The sequence below is a fragment of the Streptomyces sp. NPDC002643 genome (genome assembly GCF_053592555.1).
This window is the reverse complement of the sequence record NZ_JBSFVY010000014.1, coordinates 116541-137392: the sequence shown is the minus strand read 5'-3', so window position 1 is coordinate 137392 and position 20852 is coordinate 116541. Positions and strand designations below refer to the sequence as shown.

The 20852-nt window shown below is 70.6% G+C and carries 20 protein-coding genes and 2 pseudogenes; 7 read left to right on the top strand and 15 right to left on the bottom strand.

Features of this window, described 5'->3' with window-relative positions; translation table 11 throughout:
• Positions 1–299: 299 nt before the first annotated feature.
• The 5 genes and pseudogenes from ACWD4G_RS22415 to ACWD4G_RS22395 all read right to left on the bottom strand — a co-directional run.
• A pseudogene (locus ACWD4G_RS22415) lies at positions 300–368 on the bottom strand (zinc-ribbon domain-containing protein); the annotation flags it as partial.
• A 139-nt stretch (positions 369–507) separates the two neighbouring features.
• A complete protein-coding gene (locus ACWD4G_RS22410) occupies positions 508–1206 on the bottom strand; it encodes a demethylmenaquinone methyltransferase (RefSeq protein ID WP_451296038.1) in 699 nt (232 codons plus the stop codon).
• Between the two features lie 95 nt (positions 1207–1301).
• A complete protein-coding gene (locus ACWD4G_RS22405) occupies positions 1302–2696 on the bottom strand; it encodes an acyltransferase family protein (RefSeq protein WP_451296037.1) in 1395 nt (464 codons plus the stop codon).
• The gene (locus ACWD4G_RS22400; protein WP_451296035.1) at positions 2696–5044 is read right to left on the bottom strand and encodes a bifunctional polysaccharide deacetylase/glycosyltransferase family 2 protein; all 2349 of its coding nucleotides are present in this window, start codon (positions 5042–5044) and stop codon (positions 2696–2698) included. The genes ACWD4G_RS22405 and ACWD4G_RS22400 overlap by 1 nt, the downstream gene beginning before the upstream one ends.
• 17 nt (positions 5045–5061) lie before the next feature.
• Positions 5062–5511 (bottom strand): hypothetical protein, encoded by a 450-nt coding sequence (locus tag ACWD4G_RS22395; protein WP_451296033.1) that lies wholly within the window; start codon positions 5509–5511, stop codon positions 5062–5064.
• Between the two features lie 284 nt (positions 5512–5795).
• Between ACWD4G_RS22395 and ACWD4G_RS22390 the strand changes: the two genes are divergently transcribed.
• A complete protein-coding gene (locus ACWD4G_RS22390) occupies positions 5796–6830 on the top strand; it encodes a chitinase (RefSeq protein ID WP_451296031.1) in 1035 nt (344 codons plus the stop codon).
• 94 nt (positions 6831–6924) lie between these two features.
• Here the strand turns inward: ACWD4G_RS22390 and ACWD4G_RS22385 are convergent, their stop codons facing one another.
• From ACWD4G_RS22385 to ACWD4G_RS22365, 5 genes are all read right to left on the bottom strand, one after another.
• Complete coding sequence (locus tag ACWD4G_RS22385; RefSeq protein WP_451296029.1) at positions 6925–7374, bottom strand: imidazolonepropionase-like domain-containing protein; 450 nt, start codon at positions 7372–7374, stop codon at positions 6925–6927.
• Between the two features lie 7 nt (positions 7375–7381).
• Complete coding sequence (gene mqnC, locus ACWD4G_RS22380; protein ID WP_451296027.1) at positions 7382–8581, bottom strand: cyclic dehypoxanthinyl futalosine synthase; 1200 nt, start codon at positions 8579–8581, stop codon at positions 7382–7384.
• 198 nt (positions 8582–8779) lie between these two features.
• Positions 8780–9535: a prepilin peptidase gene (locus ACWD4G_RS22375; RefSeq protein WP_451296025.1), complete on the bottom strand. Its 756-nt coding sequence runs from the start codon at positions 9533–9535 to the stop codon at positions 8780–8782.
• A 2-nt stretch (positions 9536–9537) separates the two neighbouring features.
• A complete protein-coding gene (locus ACWD4G_RS22370) occupies positions 9538–11325 on the bottom strand; it encodes a protein kinase domain-containing protein (protein ID WP_451296023.1) in 1788 nt (595 codons plus the stop codon).
• Between the two features lie 172 nt (positions 11326–11497).
• Positions 11498–12343 (bottom strand): menaquinone biosynthetic enzyme MqnA/MqnD family protein, encoded by an 846-nt coding sequence (locus ACWD4G_RS22365; RefSeq protein ID WP_451296021.1) that lies wholly within the window; start codon positions 12341–12343, stop codon positions 11498–11500.
• A 361-nt stretch (positions 12344–12704) separates the two neighbouring features.
• On the opposite strand from ACWD4G_RS22365, the gene ACWD4G_RS22360 reads away from it, so the two are divergent.
• Positions 12705–12908, top strand: a complete 204-nt coding sequence (locus ACWD4G_RS22360) for a cold-shock protein (RefSeq protein ID WP_003992177.1) — start codon at positions 12705–12707, stop codon at positions 12906–12908.
• A gap of 97 nt (positions 12909–13005) precedes the next feature.
• On the opposite strand, the gene ACWD4G_RS22355 is transcribed toward ACWD4G_RS22360, so the two are convergent.
• The gene (locus ACWD4G_RS22355) at positions 13006–13629 is read right to left on the bottom strand and encodes a helix-turn-helix domain-containing protein (protein ID WP_451296019.1); all 624 of its coding nucleotides are present in this window, start codon (positions 13627–13629) and stop codon (positions 13006–13008) included.
• Positions 13630–13697: 68 nt separating this feature from the next.
• Here ACWD4G_RS22355 and ACWD4G_RS22350 point away from each other — a divergent pair, with 68 nt between their 5' ends.
• A complete protein-coding gene (locus tag ACWD4G_RS22350) occupies positions 13698–14441 on the top strand; it encodes an AzlC family ABC transporter permease (RefSeq protein WP_451296017.1) in 744 nt (247 codons plus the stop codon).
• Positions 14438–14749: an AzlD domain-containing protein gene (locus ACWD4G_RS22345; RefSeq protein ID WP_451296015.1), complete on the top strand. Its 312-nt coding sequence runs from the start codon at positions 14438–14440 to the stop codon at positions 14747–14749. The genes ACWD4G_RS22350 and ACWD4G_RS22345 overlap by 4 nt, the downstream gene beginning before the upstream one ends.
• 143 nt (positions 14750–14892) lie before the next feature.
• On the opposite strand, the gene ACWD4G_RS22340 is transcribed toward ACWD4G_RS22345, so the two are convergent.
• Positions 14893–15687: a hypothetical protein gene (locus ACWD4G_RS22340; protein ID WP_451296013.1), complete on the bottom strand. Its 795-nt coding sequence runs from the start codon at positions 15685–15687 to the stop codon at positions 14893–14895.
• 466 nt (positions 15688–16153) lie between these two features.
• On the opposite strand from ACWD4G_RS22340, the gene ACWD4G_RS22335 reads away from it, so the two are divergent.
• Both ACWD4G_RS22335 and ACWD4G_RS22330 read left to right on the top strand, forming a co-directional pair.
• Positions 16154–19171: an AAA family ATPase gene (locus ACWD4G_RS22335; protein WP_451296237.1), complete on the top strand. Its 3018-nt coding sequence runs from the start codon at positions 16154–16156 to the stop codon at positions 19169–19171.
• 220 nt (positions 19172–19391) lie between these two features.
• Positions 19392–19478 (top strand): annotated as a pseudogene (locus ACWD4G_RS22330) (hypothetical protein); the annotation flags it as partial.
• A gap of 14 nt (positions 19479–19492) precedes the next feature.
• On the opposite strand, the gene ACWD4G_RS22325 reads toward ACWD4G_RS22330, so the two are convergent.
• Entirely contained in the window at positions 19493–19654 is a 162-nt protein-coding gene (locus ACWD4G_RS22325) for a hypothetical protein (RefSeq protein ID WP_451296011.1), read from the bottom strand.
• On the opposite strand from ACWD4G_RS22325, the gene ACWD4G_RS22320 reads away from it, so the two are divergent.
• Positions 19638–19835, top strand: a complete 198-nt coding sequence (locus ACWD4G_RS22320; RefSeq protein WP_451296009.1) for a hypothetical protein — start codon at positions 19638–19640, stop codon at positions 19833–19835. The genes ACWD4G_RS22325 and ACWD4G_RS22320 overlap by 17 nt on opposite strands.
• A gap of 276 nt (positions 19836–20111) precedes the next feature.
• Here the strand turns inward: ACWD4G_RS22320 and ACWD4G_RS22315 are convergent, their stop codons facing one another.
• Together ACWD4G_RS22315 and ACWD4G_RS22310 are read right to left on the bottom strand one after the other, a co-directional pair.
• A complete protein-coding gene (locus tag ACWD4G_RS22315) occupies positions 20112–20495 on the bottom strand; it encodes a VOC family protein (protein WP_451296007.1) in 384 nt (127 codons plus the stop codon).
• A 111-nt stretch (positions 20496–20606) separates the two neighbouring features.
• Positions 20607–20852: a hypothetical protein gene (locus ACWD4G_RS22310; RefSeq protein WP_451296005.1), complete on the bottom strand. Its 246-nt coding sequence runs from the start codon at positions 20850–20852 to the stop codon at positions 20607–20609.

The window sequence follows — 20852 nt, the reverse complement described above, 5'->3', positions numbered from 1 at the left end:
ATTCCGGGTGGGGTCATTCCCTGTGGGGCCATTGCCTGCGGGGCCGTTCCCTGTGGAGGAACTGCGGGTGAGGCCGTGGGGTACGCGGGCGGAGCCGACGGTTGTGCCGCTCCGGGGTACGGCGCGGGAGGGGCCGGAGGCTGGGGCGGCGACGGAGTTCCCGTGGGGATCTGGGGTGGTACGACGGGCGGGGCCGACGGGGGTCCGGCAGCCCCGGTGGCCTCGCCCACCACCTGGGTCCCACTGCCCCCGACCGCCTCACCCTCAGCCCCGACGGCTTCAGCCGACCCCCGTTGCCTGCCGCACTGCATGCAGAAGCGGGCCTCGGTCGGGGCGGGGGTGCCGCAGTGGGGGCAGTTGGATGTCATGGGAACGCTCCGTCATCCAGAAAACTCGTGCCGTGATGTCACGTGGTCAGAGGTCGGCGCGGGAGCTCCGACGTAATCAACGGACGGTGTTTTCTGTTGACCGGTTCCCGTCAATCGGGCGCCTTTTGAGACATACCCCTTACGGGTGAACCTTGAAGCCCCGGTGCAGTGCGACGACCCCACCCGTGAGGTTCCGCCACGCGACGCGGCCCCACCCGGCCTTCCGCAACCGCTCGGCCAGCCCCGCCTGGTCGGGCCACGCGCGGATGGACTCGGCGAGATAGACGTACGCGTCGGGGTTGGAGGAGACCGCGCGGGCGACCGGCGGCAGTGCGCGCATCAGGTACTCGGTGTAGACGGTCCGGAAGGGCGTCCAGGTCGGGTGGGAGAACTCGCAGATCACGACCCGCCCGCCCGGCTTCGTCACCCGGTACATCTCACGCAGCGCCGCGTCCGTGTCCTGCACATTGCGCAGTCCGAAGGAGATCGTCACCGCGTCGAACGTGTCGTCCTTGAACGGCAGCCGCGTCGCGTCGCCCGCCGTGAACGGCAGCCAGGACGTGCGCTCCTTGCCGACCCGGAGCATGCCGAGGGAGAAGTCGCACGGCACGACGTACGCACCGGTCTCGGCGAACGGCAGCGAGGACGTGCCCGTACCGGCCGCGAGGTCCAGGACCTTCTGCGCGGGGCGGGCGTCCACCGCCCCGGCGACCTCCTTGCGCCAGCGCCGGTCCTGCCCGAGAGACAGCACGTCGTTGGTCAGGTCGTACCGTTTCGCCACTCGGTCGAACATCGAGGCGACTTCGTGCGGCTGCTTGTCCAGGGATGCGCGGGTCACGGGCCCATTGTGGCAGTACGGGTCGCGGCGGCAGGGGCCGGGCGCACCGAAGCACCCGGCTCCGCCGCCGACCGGCCTCCACCCCACCCCTCGACCTACGGCAACAGCCGCGCCTTCTTCTTCGCGGCCACGTCCTCGACCCAGCCGCACAGCAGCACGAAGGCCGCGATCAGCACCCAGCCGATGCCGAACATGAACCACTGGCTCTCCAGCGGCAGGTACTTCTCGAACGCGGGCACGTTCCAGAACTGATCGATCAGCGGGACGGCGAGGATCAGGGCGATCTCGTGCCAGAGATAGATCGTCACCGCGCGCGAGTTGAAGACCGTGACGACGCGGTCGAGACGGGGGTACCGCGTCAGGCCCGCGAAGTCGACCTTGAAGTACGTCTTCGCGTACAGCAGCAGCGTCACGAAGCCGGCCGAGAAGAACGCCTGGGCGAGCGGGATGTCGTCGAGGTCGTACGAGCCGGTCTCCTCCTGGTGGGTGAAGGCGTACCAGGCGCCGAAGCCGAGGGCGGCGAGGGAGAAGGCCGTCACGGCGAGCGGCTTGAGCCTCGCCAGGACGCCCTCCCGGTGCGCGAAGCCCAGCATCCAGCAGAAGAGGAAGGTCGCCAGGTCGGTGAGGGCGCTGCCGAAGCGGTCGTCCGGGGGTTCCCAGAGGAGGTGCAGGACCACGATGGGGGCGAGGGAGCCGAGCAGGACCGGGACCGGGGCCAGTCGGAACAGCCTCAGCAGCAACGGGGAGAGCAGGACGAACCACAGGTAGGTGCGCAGGTACCAGAGGATCTCCCAGGCCTGCTGGCCCCAGGCGTTGCCCGGGGGGTCGCCCAGCGGGACGATCCAGAAGACGATCTGCCAGCCCGGCATCCAGTCGTGGATCAGCATCGCGACGACCACGAAGAAGCCCCAGAACCAGAAGGGGGGCAGGAGTCTGCGGACGCGGCTCCTGATCACCTTGAGCGGGGGGCGTTCCAGGGACTTCGCCATGAGGGTGCCGGCCAGGGCGAACATGATGCCCATCGAGGGGAACACCATGCCGGCCCAGGCCCAGCCGAAGGTGTGGTAGGTGACTACGCGGATGAGGGCGAGGGCGCGCAGCGTGTCGAAGTAGCGGTCTCGTCCGGTGGGTTTAGGTGGAGCGGGGTCGGGGTGGGCCTCGGGGGTCTGCTGCACCTGAGCCTCGGTTGCGTCGGTGCCCGGCGCTTTCGGCTGTGCCCACCCTCCCCCACTCTCAACTTCGTTCGAGCGGGGGGACCCCCGTCGCCCTGCGGAACGACTGCCCACAGTGGTAGCGGTTGCGGCGGCAGGGGTAGCGGCAACGGGTTCCTCCACGGCCTCCTGCGCGTACTCCGCCTCCACGTACTGCTGCTGTACGTACGGATACTGCTGCTGCCCCTGGTAGTACTGCTGCTGCTCCCCATACCCGTAGCCATACGCCTGGTCGTACCCCTGGCCATAAGGCTCGTACTGGCCCTCGCCCCAGCTCATCAGTTCGCTCCGGCCGGGGTGCCTACCTCGCCCGTGCGCTTGAGTTTCTGCCACCTGAGGCGGCCGCCCGTGAGCGCGGTGATGCAGGAGTGGATGAGGACGAGGTACATCATCTGGCGGTAGGCGAGTTGTTGGAGCGGGAGCATCAGCAGGTACCGGTACTTCTCCTTGTCCAGCTTGAAGGCGTAGGCCGCGCAGACCAGTTGGACACCGAGGACGGCGAACCAGGCCAGCAGGGACGCCTGAAAGTCGACGAAGATCATGGCGTAGACGGTGAAGACGTCGATGAGGGGCGCGAAGACCGGGGTGATGATCTGGAAGATGACGACGAGGGGCATACCGACGCGGCCGAAGCGGCCCGAGGGGCCCTTGTCCGTCAGGGACTTGCGGTGCTTCCAGAGGGCCTGCATGGTGCCGTACGACCAGCGGTAACGCTGGGACCACAGCTGCTTGAGCGAGCCGGGGGCCTCGGTCCAGGCGCGGGCGTGCTCCTGGTAGACGACGCGCCAGCCCGCGCGGTGCATGGCGATGGTGATGTCGGTGTCCTCGGCGAGGGTGTCCTCGCTCATCCCGCCGACCTCCAGCACCGCGTCGCGGCGGAACGCGCCGATCGCGCCCGGGATCGTCGGCATGCAGCGCAGCAGGTCGTACATACGGCGGTCGAGGTTGAAGCCCATCACGTACTCGATGTGCTGCCAGGCGCCGATCATGGTGTTGCGGTTGCCGACCTTGGCGTTGCCGGCGACCGCGCCGACGCTCGGGTCGGCGAAGGGCTGCACCAGCTTGCCCACGGTGTCGGGCTCGAAGACGGTGTCGCCGTCCATCATGATGACGATGTCGTAACTGGCGCTGCGCACCCCGTTGTTGAGGGCGGCGGGCTTGCCGGCGTTCTCCTGGCGGATGACGCGGACGTTGTACATGCCGAGTTGTTCGGCGGCGGCGCGCGCGATCTCGGAGGTGCCGTCCGTGGAACCGTCGTCGACGACGATGATCTCTATCGGATGGGTGCTCTTCGACAGCGATTCGAGGGTGTTGGCGATGCACTCCTTCTCGTTGTACGCCGGGACGATCACGCTCACCGGGCCGGTGACCGGCGCTCCCCAGCTGAACCGCTTCTTGTTGCGCTGGCGGTAGTGGCGGCGGGCGAGGATCAGCATCATGCCGAAGCGGCCCATGACGGCGACGCCGACCACCATCAGCCCGACGGACAGCGTCGGTACGGCGTACTCGGCGACGAAGACGGCCGCGATCAGCGCCTTGCCCTCGTAGAGGGTGGTGCCGGTGGCGGTGCGGTGCGCGGCCTGCGGGTCCGACGTGCCCGGGGTGCCCTGTCCGCCCGCGGCGGCGCCCTGCTGGCCGTCGGCGCCGGGGGCTGTGCCCGGGGCCCCGCTCTGCTGCCCGTTCGCGGCGCCGGCGCCGGCGGCCGCATCGGCTCCGTCGCCGCTCCCGCTCTCGTCCTTCTGGAGGGCGCCGCTGACGGTGGTGAAGGTGTAGCCCTTGGCCTTCATCTTCTCGATGTACGTACCGAGCGCCTTCACCGTCTGGGAGCGGTCGCCGCCGGCGTCGTGCATGAGGACCGAGGCGCCGGTGCCGTCCTCCGGCGTGGCCCACTTGATGATCTTCTTGACGCCGGGCTTCTTCCAGTCGTCGCTGTCGGTGTCGACGAAGACGCTGGTGTAACCCTCTTCGCCGAGCTTCTGGTAGACGGGCCAGCTGTAGTTGTCGATGGCGTCCGTCTCGGAGGAGTACGGGGCGCGGAAGAGGGTCGTGGTGATGCCGGCCGCGCCCGCGAGGGCGAGCTGCGTCTGGGTCATCTCACGGGTGATGCGTGCGTCGCTCTGGTACGACAGGTCGACGTGGGTGAAGGTGTGGATGCCGATCTCATGGCCCTGCTCGACCATGTCCCGGGCGATCGACGGGTAGCGGGACACCATCGAGCCGACCACGAAGAACGTCGCGGGGACGTCGTACTCCTTGAGGACCTTCAGGATCTGCGGGGTCCAGGTCGGGTTGGGGCCGTCGTCGAAGGTGAGCGCGATGGTCTTGTCCGGGATGGACTGGGTCTGCGCCTGGCCGCCGCGGAAGGTGAGGATCGGCCCGCCGTCGAGGATGTCGTCGGGTACGTCGCTGGAGCTGGCGCCGGTGCGGACCCGCTGGTCGCCGCCGACCTCGGCGCGCAGATAGCCGTCCAGCAGCATCACGCAGGTCAGCCCGAGCAGAAGCAGCATGGCGAGGATCACCCGGGGTTTCTGCAGGGCGGCGGCCTTGCCGGTGGCGCGTTGAAGCTTGGAGGGGGCGCGTCGGCGTCCGCGGCGCGCGGGGGGTGTGGCGGGTGTCGTGGTGGTCATGGGGTGCTGCGCTCCCGTCAGTTGGAGGATGCGGACGGGGACGGTACGGCGGTGGGCGCACCGGAGGGCGGGGTGCCGCCGGGGGCTCCGTCGGGGGCGCCGGTCGGGATGCCCGAGGGGGCTACGCCGCCCTGGGGCTGCGGGCCGTTGCCGCCGGGCGCGACGCCGGGCTGGCCGCCGCCTCCGCCGAAGGGGAACAGTTCGGACGGGGACGCGGAGATGCCCCAGCCCATGAACGCCAAGCCGAGTACGACGGCGTAACCGAGGCAGACGACGCCCAGGAGCATGCCGCAGCGGCGCAGCAGTCTGGCCCGGCGCCCGGAGTTGTCGACGAACACGGGCCCCTCCTCCGGGGACCCTGTGCTCTGCTTGCCGCTCTTCTTGCGGCGGCTGCCGCGAGCCGGTGTCGAGGTGATCTCGTACACCGGCTCGGGGGAGAAGTTTTCATTGGCGGACTCGGATTGCATATCCCCGGATATTAGGCGGCCTTTATTTGGCCAATTCCAAGCTTCGCTTGTGAGACTCCCATGAGAAACTCCTTAATCTGTCTGTTTCCTTAGAGAATCTATGAACGACTGCGAAGCCGTGGCGGTTTGCTTTTGGGGCGATACACCCCACCCTAAGATGCATGTTTGCCCGACTTGCACCCTGTTTGACGGATGCCGTTCCGTGATCATCCTTCAGATCTGCAATCTTGAAGAAGCACACATGAACCACAGCCGACTGTGATTGATTTCCGTCTGTGAGTACCGTGAGGAATTCCCTGAAACCGGTCGCCGGACTTCTCTGTCTCGTGGCCCTGACCTGCGCGGGCTGCACCTCGGACACCGATACGTCCGCGTCCGCGCCCAACCCTCCAGCGAGCAGCGCCAGTTCCTCGGCGACCGCCGAGGAGTCACCGGCACAGTCGTCCACGACCACGGCCTACGCGCCCTATGTGAGCGCCACCGACGCGTCCGACCTCGACACCGCCGGGTCGGCCGCCGCCTACAACCTGGCGTTCGTGATCGCGGAGGGCGACGCGTGCACGCCCGCGTGGAACGGCAGCACCGCGATCGACGACTCGGCGACCAAGTCCCGGATCTCCGCGCTCACCGAGTCGGGCGCCTCGGTGCGGGTGTCGTTCGGCGGGGCGTCGGGGCCGGAGCTGGCCGAGGTCTGCGACAGCGCGGACGCGCTCGCCGAGGCGTATGGGGCGGCGCTCGACGCGGCCGGCGCCACCGCCGCCGACTTCGACGTCGAGGGTGACGCCCTGAAGGACTCCGCCTCCGTCGAACTGCGCTCCGAGGCGATAGCCCTCCTGCAGAAGGACCGCCCCGACCTGTCCGTCTCCTTCACCCTCCCCGTCATGCCGGACGGCCTCGACGACGACAGCATCGCCCTGCTCGACTCCGCCAACAACGCGTCCGTGCAGGTCTCCACGGTCAACATCATGACCATGAACTACGCCAGCAGCTACGACGGTGACATGGGCGACTACGCGGAACAGTCCGCCGAGGCGGCGCACACGCAGCTGATGGATGTGTTCGGCACGAGTGATTCCACTGCGTGGGGGGCGATGGCGTTGACCTCGATGCTCGGCGTCAACGACGTGGAGAACGAGACGTTCACCGTCGAGGACGCCTCGCAGGTGCGGGAGTTCGCGGAGGGGAAGGGGGTTGCGTGGGTGTCGATGTGGGCGACGTTCCGGGATCAGGCGTGTGGGGATGGGGCGAGTGATGAGTTGACGGACTGTAGTGGGGTGGATCAGGAGGACGGTGCGTTTGGAGAAGCGTTTTCGGGTTGAGCTCGGGAGGTTCTGAGAGTTGCGGGCTGCGGGTTGTGTGTGGCTGGTCGCGCCCACGCGGCGGAGCCGCAAATCGATACAGCCCCGCGCCCCTTTAAAGCCGGCGGTGGACTAGGCGCCCGGCGCACACCGTGGCTATACAAACGTCCGACTCGTCGAAGACCGCCAAATCGGCTCGGCCCGCCTCGGCGATCTCCGTGGGCCGGGCACTCACCAGTACCACCACGTCATTGCGCTCCGCCGCCGCCCGCAGTTCCGCGGTACCCGCGTGCTCCTCCAGCACCCCCACCGCCCCCGACTTCAGTACCGCGTGGATGCGTTCTCGGGGTGTCGGGGCGGGCGGGAGTGGGCCCTCGTGGATGTGGGCGGGGCCCAGGGTGCCGGGCCAGTGGCGTACTCGGGCGGCCGGGAAGCGGTCCTGAAGCTCCGTCAGTGGGCCCACCGCCCGGACCCGGCTGCCCTCCACCGCCACGGCGCCGTTCTTGACCGGCTCGGGGTCGTCCCAGGTGTGGCGCACCTCGTCGGCGGCGTGGATCGTCAGCACGGCGGACCTAGTTGGCGCTCAGCAGCTTCAACTCGGGGTGGGCCGTGCCGCCCTCGATGGCCGTGGACGAGATATGGGACATCACGCGCTCGTCGACGGGGTCGTCGGCCGGGTCGTCGTGGACCACGATGTGCTCGTACGTCGTGGTGCGCTGGGCGGGAACGCGGTCCGCCTTGCGGATGAGGTCGATGATCTCCTGGCGGTTGGAGCGGTGCTTGGCGCCGGCCGAGGAGACGACGTTCTCCTCCAGCATGATGGAGCCGAGGTCGTCCGCGCCGTAGTGCAGGGAGAGTTGGCCGATCTCCTTGCCGGTGGTGAGCCAGGAGCCCTGGATGTGGGCGATGTTGTCCATGAAGAGCCGTGCGATGGCGATCATGCGCAGGTACTCGAAGAGGGTGGCCTGCGTACGGCCCTTGAGGTGGTTGTTCTCCGGCTGGTACGTGTACGGGATGAAGGCGCGGAAGCCGCCCGTGCGGTCCTGGACGTCACGGATCATCCGGAGGTGTTCGATGCGCTCGGCGTTCGTCTCGCCCGTGCCCATCAGCATCGTGGACGTCGACTCCACACCCAGGTTGTGCGCGGTCTCCATGATCTCCAGCCAGCGCTCACCGGACTCCTTGAGGGGCGCGATGGCCTTGCGGGGGCGCTCGGGAAGCAGCTCCGCGCCGGCGCCGGCGAAGGAGTCGAGACCGGCGGCGTGGATGCGCTGGATGGCCTCCTCGACGCTCACCTTGGAGATCCGGGCCATGTGCTCGACCTCGGACGCGCCGAGGGAGTGGATGACCAGCTGCGGAAACTCTTTCTTGATCGCGGCGAAGTGCTTCTCGTAGTACTCCACGCCGTAGTCCGGGTGGTGCCCGCCCTGGAACATGATCTGCGTACCGCCCAGCTCGACGGTCTCCGCGCAGCGGCGCAGGATGTCGTCGAGATCGCGCGTCCAGCCCTTGTCCTTGGCCTTCGGCGGGGCGTAGAACGCGCAGAACTTGCACGCCGTGACGCAGACGTTCGTGTAGTTGATGTTCCGCTCGATGATGTACGTCGCGATGTGCTCCGTGCCCGCGTAGCGCCTGCGGCGTACGGCGTCGGCGGCGGCGCCGAGCGCGTGCAGCGGCGCGGAGCGGTAGAGGTCGAGTGCCTCCTCCGGCGAGATCCGCCCACCCTCGGCGGCACGGTCGAGAACAGACGTGAGATCGGCCTTCTCGGTCACCGGCGGCGTCCCTTTCATAGGCGTTCGTCAGGGCGGACGTAAGGGTTGAACGGACCGCTCCAGCCTACGCCAGGGGCCCGGACCACCCGACCTCAGCCCGCCCGCCTGTGGATAACCCGCCCGGCCCGCCTGTGGACAACTCCGTCCGGACGCCGATCGGCCGCAGCCGCGTACGGCCCCGCCCGGCTCCCCGCGGCCTCAGGCCGCGAACGCCTCCAGCAGCAGTCCCGCGTACGCCCCGCCGATCATGAACGGGCCGAGTGCGACCAGCTGTCCGCGCTTCGCGCGCCCCCTCGCGGCCAGGACCAACGTGTAGACGCTGCCGATCAGCGCGCCGGCGAACGTGCCGACGTACAGCGCGCCCCAGCCGTACCAGCCGAGGACCGCGCCGAGGCCGATCGCGAGCTTCACATCGCCGAAGCCGAGGGCGAGGGGGCGGAGCAGGAAGAGGAGGAAGTACGCGCCGCCGAGGATCAGTGCGCCTAGGGCCGATGTGCGCCACTGACCCGCGTGCTCCGGTACGTACGCCACCGCGCCCAGCAGGACGAGGGCCAGGCCCGCGAACGGCAGGGTCAGCGGGTCCGGGAGCCGTTGCGCCTTGATGTCCACGAGGGTGAGCAGTACGCCGAGGGGGGCGAGGAGCAGCCAGACCGCCAGTTCGGGACGGGTGCCGGTGGTGAGCGCGAGAGTGGCGCAGACGAGACCGGTCACCAGTACGACCATGGGGGTGCTCGGCCCGTACGCGCACGTGGGAGTGGATTCCGCGCAGCGTGCCCGCCCGAGCCAGCCGCCCGCGACCCCGGTGATCCGATGCCCGGCGGGGCACTCGTCCTGCCAGGGCTCCTCCTCGTCGACCGCGAAACGGTACGCGGGCCTCGGCAGCAGCGCACCCGCCGCCGCGCCCCACAGCGCGGCGGCCACGGCCGACCCGATCAACCAGAGGTCGAGATCCACTGCTAGTCCACCTTCGCCAGCCGCGCCGTCGGGTCGCCCGCGTCCGGATTCTCGGAGGTGTACTCCAACTCCTCGCCGACCGGGCTGAGCTGGATCTCATGCGTGTTCTTGACGCACGTACCGGGGTTGTTCTCCTTGTCGGGGATGCTCGTGGCGACGATCAGCTCGGCGCTGGCCTCCTTGAGCACCAGTTTGTCGTCGCAGGTGCCGCCGAGCAGATCGACCGAGCGGAAGCTGCCCAACTCCTCTCCCACGCCGGCCTGTTCCAGGGTGATCGTGAAGGTCCCGGCGGGGAGCTGGCCGCCGAGCGCGTAGCCGTCGCCCTCCCAGGTGCCGAGGAACTTCTCGGGTACCTGGCCCTTGCCCGTCGGCTCACTGCCCATGGGATCGTCGGACGTCGGGCTCGCGCTCGCCGTGGCCATGCCCCCGGAGTCCTTGGAAGCGGAATCGTTGCTCTCGCCCTGCATCATCCCGAACAGCCATGGCGCCCCCACCCCCACCGCCGCGAACGCCCCCGCGACCGCCAAAGCGACCGTGCAACTCACCCTCCGGCCACGCCCGTTCGTCGCGGTGGTGGACGTGGCGGCCACGCTCAGCGACAGCTTGCCCGGTGGGGACGGCACATGGGTGACGGGCTGCTCGGCCGACAGGACCGGCTGCTCCACCGGCATGACCGACGGCTTCGGCGGCATACCGGGCTGCCCCGGCGACATGACGGGCGGCGGCCCGAACGCCCCGCTCACGGCGGGTACTTCCGGTGCCTCGTGCACTTCGGGTGCCTCGGGCGCCTCCGGCCCTTCGGTTGCCTCGCCCTTGCCCGATGTGCCCGGAGCCCCCACCGAAGGACTGCTGAACTCGACCGGCCCGGAAGCCGGTACCTCCCCGCCCGCCTCCACCGCCTCCAGATTCAGCAGGTGAACGGCGCTGCGCCCCACCTGCTCCACCAGCGGTCCGGGCAGCCACCCGGCCGCGACCAGCCGGGCCGCGCCCTCGGGTGCCAGGGCCCGGGCGGCCTCGTCCGGGGTCGGACGGCCGGCGGCCTCCTTGCTCAGGCAGCGCTCGACGAGTGCGCGGAGGTCGCCCTCCAGCCCGTCGAGTCGGGGCTCCTCGTGGACCACCTTGTAGAGGAGGGCGGCGGAGGAGTCGCCCGGGAAGGGGGACTTGCCGGTCGCCGCGTACGCCAGGACCGCGCCCAGGGAGAAGAGGTCCGCCGCGCCCGTGACGCCCTTGCCGAGGATCTGCTCGGGGGACATGTAGCCGGGTGAACCGATGGAGACGCCGGTGGAGGTGATGGAGGCGGTGCCGTCCGTGGCGCGGGCGATACCGAAGTCGATGAGGAGGGGGCCGTCGACGGTCAGCAGGACGTTCGACGGTTTCACATCGCGGTGGACCAGTCCCAGCGCGTGCACGGCGGCAAGCGCCTCAGCGAGGCCCGCGCCCAACACCCGTACGGAGTGCGGGGGAAGCGGACCGCCGTCCGAGACGGCCGCCGCGAGGGAGGGTCCGGCCGCGTACGCGGTCGCCACCCACGGAACGGACGCCTCCGGGTCCGCGTCGAGGACGGGCGCGGTCCAGGCGCCGCCGACCCGCCGGGCCGCCGCCACCTCCCGCCGGAAACGGGCCCGGAACTCCTCGTCAAGGGCGAAGTGCGGATGGACGACCTTCACCGCGACGGTACGGCCGCCCGCGCTGCGCCCCAGATAGACCCGGCCCATCCCCCCGGACCCGAGCCGGCCGAGCAGCCGGTAGGGCCCCACGACCGTGGGCTCGCCGACGTCCAGCGGTTGCATGACGCCCACCCCTCCCCCGTACGTCCTCTCCACGCTTCCCCAGCAGCGTAGTGCCGTATGCCCGAATGAGAATGTGAACGGCGGCCGCCGCTCTTCCCACAGAACCCGGAATTGGTCAAATGAAATCTCGGGGAGTCTTCGGGAGTCGCAGGAGGACTCACGGAAGAAATGTTCAGGAAAGGAGGTCGACCTTCACGTCCGCCGGAAATCCGGTGGTCGGCCCCACCCGGCGCGCGAACTCGGTGACCGCGGCGAGCTGGGCGTCGCCGAACCGGAAGTCGAGGGTGGTGAAGTACCGCTCCAGAACCCGTTCGTCGTACGCCTCCCAGCGGGCCGCCTGCTCGACCACCTTGTCGACCTCGGTGAGCGAGAGGTCCCGGGAGGCGAGGAACGCCTCGTGGACACCGCGGGTCAACTCGGGCTCGCGGGCCAGGTAGTCCCGGCGGGCCGCCCACACCGCGAAGACGAACGGCAGCCCCGTCCACGCCTTCCACATGGCACCGAGGTCGTGCACCTCCAGGCCGTGCTTGGGCCCGTCGACCAGGTTGGCCCGCAGCGCGGCGTCCCCGATCAGGACGGCGGCCTCGGCCTCCTGCATCATCAGCGCCAGATCGGGCGGGCAGGTGTAGTACGACGGCTGTACGCCGATGCTGTCGGCCAGCAGCAGTTGGGCGAGGCGCACGGAGGTGCGGGAGGTGGAGCCCAGGGCGACGCGTGCGCCGTCCAGGCGTTCGAGGGGCACCTGGGACACGAGGACGCAGGACATCACCGGCCCGTCGCAGCCGACCGCGATATCGGGGAAGGCGACCAGTTCGTCGGCGTGTCGCAGGAACTCGACGAGGGTGATGGGGCCGATGTCGAGGTCACCGCGGACCAGCTGCTCGCTGAGCTTCTCCGGGGTGTCCTTGGTCAGCTCGAAGTCGAGGAGCGTGCCCGTTCTCGCGAGCCCCCAGTACAGGGGCAGGCAGTTCAGGAACTGGATGTGGCCTACGCGCGGCCGAGTGCGAGAATTGTCCACATCGCGAGACTAGACCTCATGGAGCACGGTCCGGGGCCCGGGGTCCCCCGGCCGGACCCACCGGTCGTGGGACGTCCCGACGAGCGTCGCGGGGCGGCCCGATGAGGCGCTCGGGGGACGGTCGTCAATCCGGCGCAACGATCACTCAAACATCCGGGTGACGTGATCTTGACCTCTATTGCTTTCGGCTGCCCCCGTGCTAGGCTCGCCGCAAGTTGCAGTTTGGTTTCCCTTGCAGTACAGAGCCTGCGGAGCATGTAACCGCGGGCTCTAGTCGTTTTCAGACGTATGCAGTTGTGCGGCAATGTTTCACACTTGCAGGTTCTGGAGCAGGGCGACCCTTTGGGCCCAAGGAGGGCTTATGGCTACCGGAACCGTTAAGTGGTTCAACGCCGAAAAGGGCTTTGGTTTCATCGCCCAGGAAGGCGGCGGCCCCGACGTCTTCGTTCACTACTCCGCGATCAACGCGAGCGGCTTCCGTTCGCTGGAGGAGAACCAGCAGGTCTCCTTCGACGTGACCCAGGGCCCGAAGGGTCCGCAGGCGGAGAACGTCACCCCCGTCTGAGGCGAACCCCGTCTCTGATCCGGACCTGAGAGCAGTACCCAAGGAGCCCCGCCGCCGCAAGGCGGTGGGGCTCCTGCCTTTTCCTCCATGTGTTTCCCTACACGTGCTGCATGATCAGCACGAAGGCCGTCCCCGGTTCGAGGGCCTCGTAGGAGTGGGGCACATCGCCGCGATAGGTGATGTAGTCACCGGGGGCCAGTTCCACCGTCTCCCCCGCCGGTCCGGCCTTCAGCCTCCCCGTGGCGACGATCAGATGCTCCACCGTTCCCGGAATGTGCGGCTCCGACTCCCGCGCGGAGCCCGGTTCGCTCCGTAGGTGGTAGATGTCCCGCCGTACGCCGGGCGGGCTGGCGGACAGCAGCGTGGCCGCGTACGCGGCCTTCTCCGACGCCACGGTCGGGCCCTGCCCCGCCCGGACGACCCGCACGGACGGCGCCGGCGGCTCCACCAGCACGCTGAACGGCACACCCAGCACCACCCCGAGCGCCCACAACGTCTCCACGCTCGGGTTCCCGTTCCCCGCCTCCAGCTGCGACAGCGTCGACTTCGCGATCCCGGCCCGCTTGGCCAGCTCCGACAGCGACAGCCCTACACGGGTGCGTTCACGGCGCAGCGAGGCGGCGATCCAGTCGAGGGGGAGGCGGGTGGGGGGCCTCCCGGCTTCGGGTGCGGCGTCGGCCTGAGGGGTGGCGTCGGCGTCGGGGGTGGCGGCATCGGACATGTCGTTCGCTCCATCGGTACATTCGTTCGGCTTGACGAACAGCGCCTCTTCTGTCCACTGTAGAGAACATGCGTACGGCAGAGCGAACATCCCGTTGTGTGCGGAACCGCTTCGTACGGCACCGCTTCGTACGGCGCGGTCTCGTACGGCACCCCGATCTGGTCCGGGACGCGTCCCTCGTCTGGGTGGCCGGCGGTGTCGTGGGCGTCTCCTTCGGTGCGATCTCCGTCGCCGGGGGGCTTCCGGTGTGGGTGCCGGTGGTGATGTCGCTGGTGGTGTACGCGGGTTCGGCGCAGTTCAGCACGGTCGGAATCCTGGCGGCCGGGGGCGGTCCGCTCGCCGCGGCGGCCACCGGTCTGCTGCTCAACACCCGTACGGCGGCCTTCAGTCTGGCGGTCGCGGACGTACTGGGCCGGGGCCGGGTCGCACGCTTCGTCGGCGCCCATCTGGTCACCGACGAGACGGTCGCCTTCGCCCTGGCCGAGCCCGACCCCGCCCGTCGCCGGGCGGCGTTCTGGATCTCGGGTCTGGGGCTGTTCACCGTCTGGAACGTGGGGGTCCTGGCCGGTGCCCTCGCCGGGTCCGCGCTGGGTGACACCGCGGCCTACGGCCTGGACGCCGCCTTCCCCGCCGTGCTGGCGGCCCTGGTCCTGCCCGCCCTGCGCGAGCAGCCGCCCGTACGCCGGGCCGCGCTGCTGGGAGCGGCGATCGCGCTGGCGACGACTCCGGTGACACCGGCGGGAGTTCCCGTACTGCTGGCCCTGGCCGGGCTGGTCGTGTGGCGGGCGCCTAGGGTCGGGGGCCGGTCATGAGTCCGGTCGTCACCGCGATGCTCCTGCTGGCCGTGGGCACTTACGCCCTCCGGCTCACCGGTCCCGTACTGCACGGGCGGGTCGAGATCCCCGTACGGGTGCGGGAGTCGCTGACGGGCGCGGCCGTCGTCCTCCTCGTGGCGCTGCTCGGCACCGGCGCCCTGACCGAGGGCGGCGGCTTCGCCGGGTGGGCGCGGCCCGCCGGGGTGCTGATGGGCGGGGTGCTGGCCTGGCGAAGGGCACCGTTCGCGGTGGTCGTCCTGGGTGCGGCGACCACGGCCGCGCTGCGGGCGGTGGGGGTGGGTTGACCCCGGTCAGCCTTGTGCGGCTCCGCCGCGCCGAGGCTCCGCTGGTTGTGCCGGAATGCGGCTCCGCCGCGCGGCGAGGTGTACCGTCCCGTCGGTCGGCTGCGGCGCCGTCGTGGCTGGTCGCGCAGTTCCCCGCGCCCCTTTCAGGGGCGCTCGGCGGCCAGTTCCTCCAGTACTCGTCTGAGTCGTATGCCGGAGTCCAGGTCGGGGTCGAGGTCCTTGGCCTTCAGGAGGGCGAGTAGGGAGGCTCGGACCACCTCGGCGCCCTCGGGGGACACCCGCTTGGAGACCTCCAGCCATTGGAGGGGGTGGTCGTCCTCGTGGCCGGCGGCGGCCAATCCGCAGTGCTCCAGGGTGACTTCGTGGTGGTCCAGCCGGGCCGTGAGCCAGCGGGTGCTGTGGACGGGGCCGAGGACCGTGAGGGAGTCGAAGGGCACCGCCGTATCGGCGCAGTCGGTGAGGAAGTCCTGTTGGTGGGCGGAGAATACCGAGGTGAGGGGCTTGCCGCCCGTGACGGCGGCTTCGACGGCCGTGCGGTCACAGGCGGAGGTCAGGGTGGCCGAGAGGACCCGGCGGTCGCCGGCCCAGACGTCGGACAGCCCCAGGGAGTCCGGTCCCTGCTCACGGAAGCGCAGCCATCGTTCCGAGAGCCGGGACCGGCGGCAGGGCCGCAATTCCGCGGTCGCGGCCCCTCCCCGCCCGCTCCCCGCCCGGAGGCGCAGGATCAGCCCCGCGTCCAGAAGCGGCAGTTGTCCCGGCGCCGTGGAGCGGGCGAGGGCCTCACAGAAGTAGACGCGGCGCCGGGCTCCCCCGGTGTCCGGCGCCAGCGCCCGGGTCGCGGCGGCTGCGCCCGCACCCGAGAACGTCACCCTGATCTCGACCGAGTCGAGCCGGTCCGATCCGGAGGTGAGATCCCCGCGTCCAGCGGATGCCGGCATGAGCCGTCCCCCTAGTTCCGCGACCTGGTTCATTTCCCCGTGTTCCTCTGTTTTCTCTGTTTTCTGCCGGAAGGCGGGCCGCCGGGTGAGGCCGCTCAGCCGTGCCGTCGGCCCGCCTTCCGGGTTCTGCGGTGTCGTTCCCCCGTGGTGGTGCTCTGTTCCGTTTCCCCTGGTTCCCCCGTTTTCCCCGTTCCCCTGTTTCTCTGTTCCCCTGTCGCGCTTCGCGAGGTTCCGCGTTCCGCTCCGTGAAGTCCCGCGAAGGTTCCGCGAGACCATTGAAGGCCCGGACGGCCCCCGCCCGCTTCCGGGAAGTCCCTATATCGCCCCGGGTATCGACCCCGACGTCCCCCTACATCGCCCCCGGCATCACTTCCGAGACCGCCCGGCGTCCCCCGGCGCCGCCTCCGAGATCTCCCCACAACTCGCCCGGCATTCAACCTTCTTGGCCCGCCCTCCTCGGGGCATCATGGACGGGCGGGGCGGGCACAGACGGGCACCAGGGGGTGGCGCATTGTTACGGGCACTCGTCGGCCGGGAGCGGGAACGCCGGCTGATGGACGACCTGCTCGTGGCGGGTGGGGCGGGCGGGGCGGCGTTGCTGCTCTGGGGCGAGCCCGGCATCGGGAAGACGGCCCTGCTCGACTACGCGGCGCAGCGGGCGGCGACGGGGACGCCGGGCGCGGCTCCCGCGACCGTGCTGCGCGCCCGGGGCATCGAGACCGAGACCGTCCTCCCCTTCGCCACCCTCGGCGACCTTCTCATGCCCCATTCGTCCCTTTTCAGGGAACTCCCCGGGGCCCAGCGTTCCGCCCTGGAGTCCTGCCTCGCCCTCGGCGGTGACACCGCCGTCCCGCCCGGCAACCCGTACGCCGCCTGTATGGGCGCCCTGAACGTCCTCGCCTCGCTCGGTGACGAACGCCCCGTCGTCGTCCTCGTCGACGACCTCCACTGGGTCGACCCCTCCTCCCAGCGGGTGCTGCTGTTCATCGCCCGCCGGTTGTCGAGTGAGCGGGTCGCGCTCGCGCTCGGGTCCCGCGAGGACCACGGCGAGGCGGGGCCCCGGCGGAGCATTCCGACCGTGCAGGTGGGGGGACTGGCACCGGAGGAGTGCGCGGAACTCCTCAACGGATACGGCAACGGCAACGGCCAAGGAAGTACAGAGGACATCGGCGCCGGTCGTGGCAGCGGGGTCGCAAGCCACGCCACCGGCACCGCCACCGGCACCCGGACCGGCGACGAGCACGGCCACCCCACCCCCACCACCACCGGCCATCGCACGGTCGCCCCCGGTGTCCTCGCCGAACTCGTCCGCATCAGCGGTGGGAACCCCCTCGCCCTGCGGGAGATCGCGAGCGGGCTGACGGACGAACAGGCGCGGGGCGAGCGGCCGTTGCTGGACCCGCCCTCCCTCGGCAGCCATCTGGAGCGCGCCTGGGCGACCCGGATCGACGGTCTGCCCGACCCGGCCCGCAGAGCCCTGGTGGTCCTCGCGGCCAGTCGCTCCACGGCGGCGGGCCCCCTCCGCAAGGCCCTGGAAGCGGCCGGACTCTCGCTCGACGCCCTCTCCCCGGCGGAGGAGGACGGCCTGATCACGGCCGCCGCCGACGGGCTGGACTTCCACCACCCGGTGCTGCGCGCGCTGGTGTTGGGCCGGGCGCCGCTGGCCCACCGTTTCGCGGCGTTCCACGCGCTCGCCGAGGTGAGCACGGGCCCGCTGCACGCCTGGTACCGGGCGTCGGCGACCCCCGGCCCCGACGAGGAGGCCGCGGCGGCGCTGGCGGAGGCCGCGCAGGAGGCCCGTAGGCGCAGCGCCTTCGGTGAGGCGGCGCTCGCCTGGCGACGGGCCGCCGAGCTGACCCCCGACCCGGCGCCCCGCGCCGGCCGTCTCCACAACGCCGCCTCCGACGCGCTGCTCAGCGGCTCCCCGGCGGGCCCGCAGTGGTGCGAGGAGGCGTTGCGGACCACGCCCGATCCGGCGATGCGCGCGGTCATCCAGGGTCTGCTCGGCCGGATGTACACCTGGAAGGGCGAGACGGCGCAGGCGTACGGCCTGCTGATGAACGCCGCCGACGCCGTGCGCGGCACCGATCCCTTCCGGGCCTGTCTGCTCCTCGCGGAGGCGACGGCCGCCGCGCGTCTCGACGGCCATGTCCCGGCGGCCGTACGGGTCGCCGAGGAATCGCTCGCCCTCGCCACCGAGACCGGGCCCGAACGCTGGTACAGCTACACCCTCCTCGGCGGCGCCCTCGCCATGGCGGGCCGTACGGCCGAGGGCCGCGCCATGCTGGAGGCCGCCGACCACCACGGCACCGGCGGCGATCCCGTCCGCGACCAGCAGGTCTACGCGATCGCCGGGCAGGCGTGGAGCCGTATGGAGGAGTTCACCCGGGGCCGCCGACTCCTCAACACGGCGGTCGAGTCGGCGCGGCAGCACAGCGCGGTGGGCGTCCTGGGCTTCACCCTCGCCGTACGGGGTGAGCTGGAGACCCGTATCGGCCAATGGGCCTCCGCGCGCGGCGACTTGACGGAGGCGCTGCGCTGGGCGGAGGAGCTGGGCCAGCTGACCTGTGTGAGTTACGCCCTCTACTGCCTGGCCCGGCTGGAGGCGCTGCGCGGTGACCGGGTCGAGTGCGAGGAGCATGTGGCGCGGGCGCGGCGGGAGTGCGGGGCGTACGGGATCGGCTGCCAGGAGTTCCATATGACGGCGGTGCTCGGGCTGTCGGCCCTCGCCTACGGGGATCACGACGCGGCGGCCGACCAGTTGGAGCAGACGCTCGCGCTGGCGATCGAGCAGGGGATCGGGAACCCGGAGGTGGTCCCGTTCGCCGCGGATCTGGCCGAGGCGCATGTTCGGGCGGGGAACGCGGCGCGGGCGGGTGAGGTGGTGACCTGGCTGGAGGAGCGGGCGCGGGAGACGGGGCTGGCGTCGGCCGAGGCGTCGGCGGCGCGGGTGCGGGGGCTGCTGGCAGGGACGCCGGAGGAGGCGGAGGCGTACTTCGCGGCGGCGCTCAAGGCGCATCAGCGGACGACGGGGCCCTTCGACGAGGCGCGCACGCTGTTGTGCGAGGCGGAGGTGTTGCGCCGCCATCGCCGTCCGGGGGCCGCGCGCTCCCCCCTGTCCTCGGCCCTGGCCTGCTTCGAACGGCTGGGCGCGGTGCCGTGGGCGCGGCGGGCGGCGAGCGAACTGGCCGCCGCCGGGGGGACGGTGGGCACGGCCGGGGGCGCCACGGCGGCCGGTGCCACGGGCGGGGGTCCGGCGCGGGCCGGCGGCCGTATGGGCGGCGTACTGGACCAGTTGACGCCGCAGGAGTTCCAGGTGTCGAGGGCGATCGCGCGCGGCCTCAACAACACGGAGGCGGCGGCGTCGCTGTTCGTGTCCCGCAAGACGGTGGAGGCCCATCTCACCCGGATCTACCGGAAGTTACACGTCCGGTCGAGGACGGACCTGACGCGGTTGCTGACGGCGGCGGACCTGGTGGACTGAGCGTGCCGCGTGCGGGGTGCCGCCGGGCGTGGGCGTGCCGGTGCGGGTCCCAGGGCGGAGGCGCGCGTTCTCGGCATCCGGATGACGTACCGCGGATGCCGGCGTGTGAGCCGATGCCTCCCGGAGGCCCTGCCGATCCTGAGGGGGTACTCACCGGCGCGACGCCGCCCCCGAGCCCGTCGGCCCGTCGGGTCGGTGTCATCCGTCGTTCTTCCGGGAGCTGCGCACGTTCGACGACACCCACGAGTGCTCCTGGCACACGCCCGCGCACCACGGTGGTGTGGCCTTCCTCAAGTCCCCGGTGGGGCGGGCGTACCACGACTACTTCGGGGAGCAGCTGCTGCGCAGCGACATCTCCCCGGCACGGTCGGCCACGACGAGATCGTGCCGGTCGACCGCAACTGCCACAAGGCGGTCGACCACGGCATCACCCTGTCCCTGGGCCGGCCCGTCCATCTCGTACGCCGTGAGCCAGGAACCCACCCTCGCCATCGTCACCAACTCGACCTACGACGGCCTGTGTTACGACGCCGTACGGGTGGCGGACCTGCTCAGCGGCGGCCACCGCCCGACCGTGTTCGCGAGCCAGTCAACGCACAAACTGCCGGCGGCGCTGTCCCAGGCGGCCATGATCCATGTGAAGGAGTCACCCGGCAGGCGTTGATCCGGCTGGGGCGCCGTCTCGGTGAGGACCGCACGGCCGCACTGGTTCTTCGGGGCCTGGCAGCCCGACGAGGTGACCGATCCCGACACCGGGGTGCGGTACCCCTTCCACCAGGCGCCGCTCGAACTCCTGCAGAAGAAGGCCGACTGCTGGAAGCTCGCTCCTCAGGCCGACTGGCACGTGCTGGAGACCTTCGACCAGACGTTCCCCGGCTTCGCCAACGAGACCCATGGGGCCCACCCGCACCGTACGCGGCGGAGCGGCGCTGCCCGGGTCCTACGTCCGCCAGCTTCTCGCGTGCGCCTCGAACACCTCCGGCGCGCTGTGCACCGGCACCACACACACCAGATGCCCTCCGGGCGCCCGCAGGACCCTGCACTCCAGCCACTGGGCGATCTGCTCGGCACCGAGGGCGAGCAGTCGCGCCGTCTCGGCCTCCACGTCGTCCGTCTCGATGTCGAGATGGACGCGGGGCGCGTCGTCGACGGCCTGGACGACGGTGGTCAGGCCGGGCAGGGCGTCGTGCAGGACGGTGAACTGGGGCTCGGTGGGGACGGGTTGGGCGGGGGCGCCGAGGGCTTCCGCCCAGAAGGCGGCCGCCCGGTCGGCCTCGTCCTTCGGGGTGTCGAGGAGGACTGCGTAGACACGGCTTCTGTGCATGCCAGCACAGTAAGGGCAGGACTGTCGCGGACAGTTGCGAAGGCGCCTGGATTCCTTCCTGGCACGGTTGGCCATGCGCCGCTGTCCGCCCAGTCGTGTGTGCTGCCGCACTCAGCCGGCGTCCGGCCCTGATTCGGGACCGATATAGATCTCCGCGCCGTCGGAATCCCACGCCCTCGTGTATCCACCGCTCGGCGCAGCCACGACAAGGTCTCCCGATTCCAAGGAGACCATGCCGTCGTCGCCCTGGCCGAACCACTCGACAACGACAGGCCTGCCCGGTTCGAGCGCGTACTCCGCCGCTGTCGGCTCGAAAGCCAGCACGACCTCTCGATCCGCACGGATGACGAAACGCAT

Bases quoted from the DNA above. Each gene is read 5' to 3' on its own strand.
- ACWD4G_RS22395 (WP_451296033.1), bottom strand. From the start codon at position 5,511: ATGCAATCCGAGTCCGCCAATGAAAACTTCTCCCCCGAGCCGGTGTAC.
- ACWD4G_RS22335 (WP_451296237.1), top strand. From the start codon at position 16,154: ATGGACGGGCGGGGCGGGCACAGACGGGCACCAGGGGGTGGCGCATTG.
- ACWD4G_RS22405 (WP_451296037.1), bottom strand. From the start codon at position 2,696: ATGAGCTGGGGCGAGGGCCAGTACGAGCCTTATGGCCAGGGGTACGAC.
- ACWD4G_RS22350 (WP_451296017.1), top strand. From the start codon at position 13,698: ATGCGTACGGCAGAGCGAACATCCCGTTGTGTGCGGAACCGCTTCGTA.
- ACWD4G_RS22340 (WP_451296013.1), bottom strand. From the start codon at position 15,687: ATGCCGGCATCCGCTGGACGCGGGGATCTCACCTCCGGATCGGACCGG.
- ACWD4G_RS22400 (WP_451296035.1), bottom strand. From the start codon at position 5,044: ATGACCACCACGACACCCGCCACACCCCCCGCGCGCCGCGGACGCCGA.
- ACWD4G_RS22345 (WP_451296015.1), top strand. From the start codon at position 14,438: ATGAGTCCGGTCGTCACCGCGATGCTCCTGCTGGCCGTGGGCACTTAC.
- ACWD4G_RS22315 (WP_451296007.1), bottom strand. From the start codon at position 20,495: ATGCACAGAAGCCGTGTCTACGCAGTCCTCCTCGACACCCCGAAGGAC.
- ACWD4G_RS22310 (WP_451296005.1), bottom strand. From the start codon at position 20,852: ATGCGTTTCGTCATCCGTGCGGATCGAGAGGTCGTGCTGGCTTTCGAG.
- ACWD4G_RS22360 (WP_003992177.1), top strand. From the start codon at position 12,705: ATGGCTACCGGAACCGTTAAGTGGTTCAACGCCGAAAAGGGCTTTGGT.
- ACWD4G_RS22370 (WP_451296023.1), bottom strand. From the start codon at position 11,325: ATGCAACCGCTGGACGTCGGCGAGCCCACGGTCGTGGGGCCCTACCGG.
- ACWD4G_RS22355 (WP_451296019.1), bottom strand. From the start codon at position 13,629: ATGTCCGATGCCGCCACCCCCGACGCCGACGCCACCCCTCAGGCCGAC.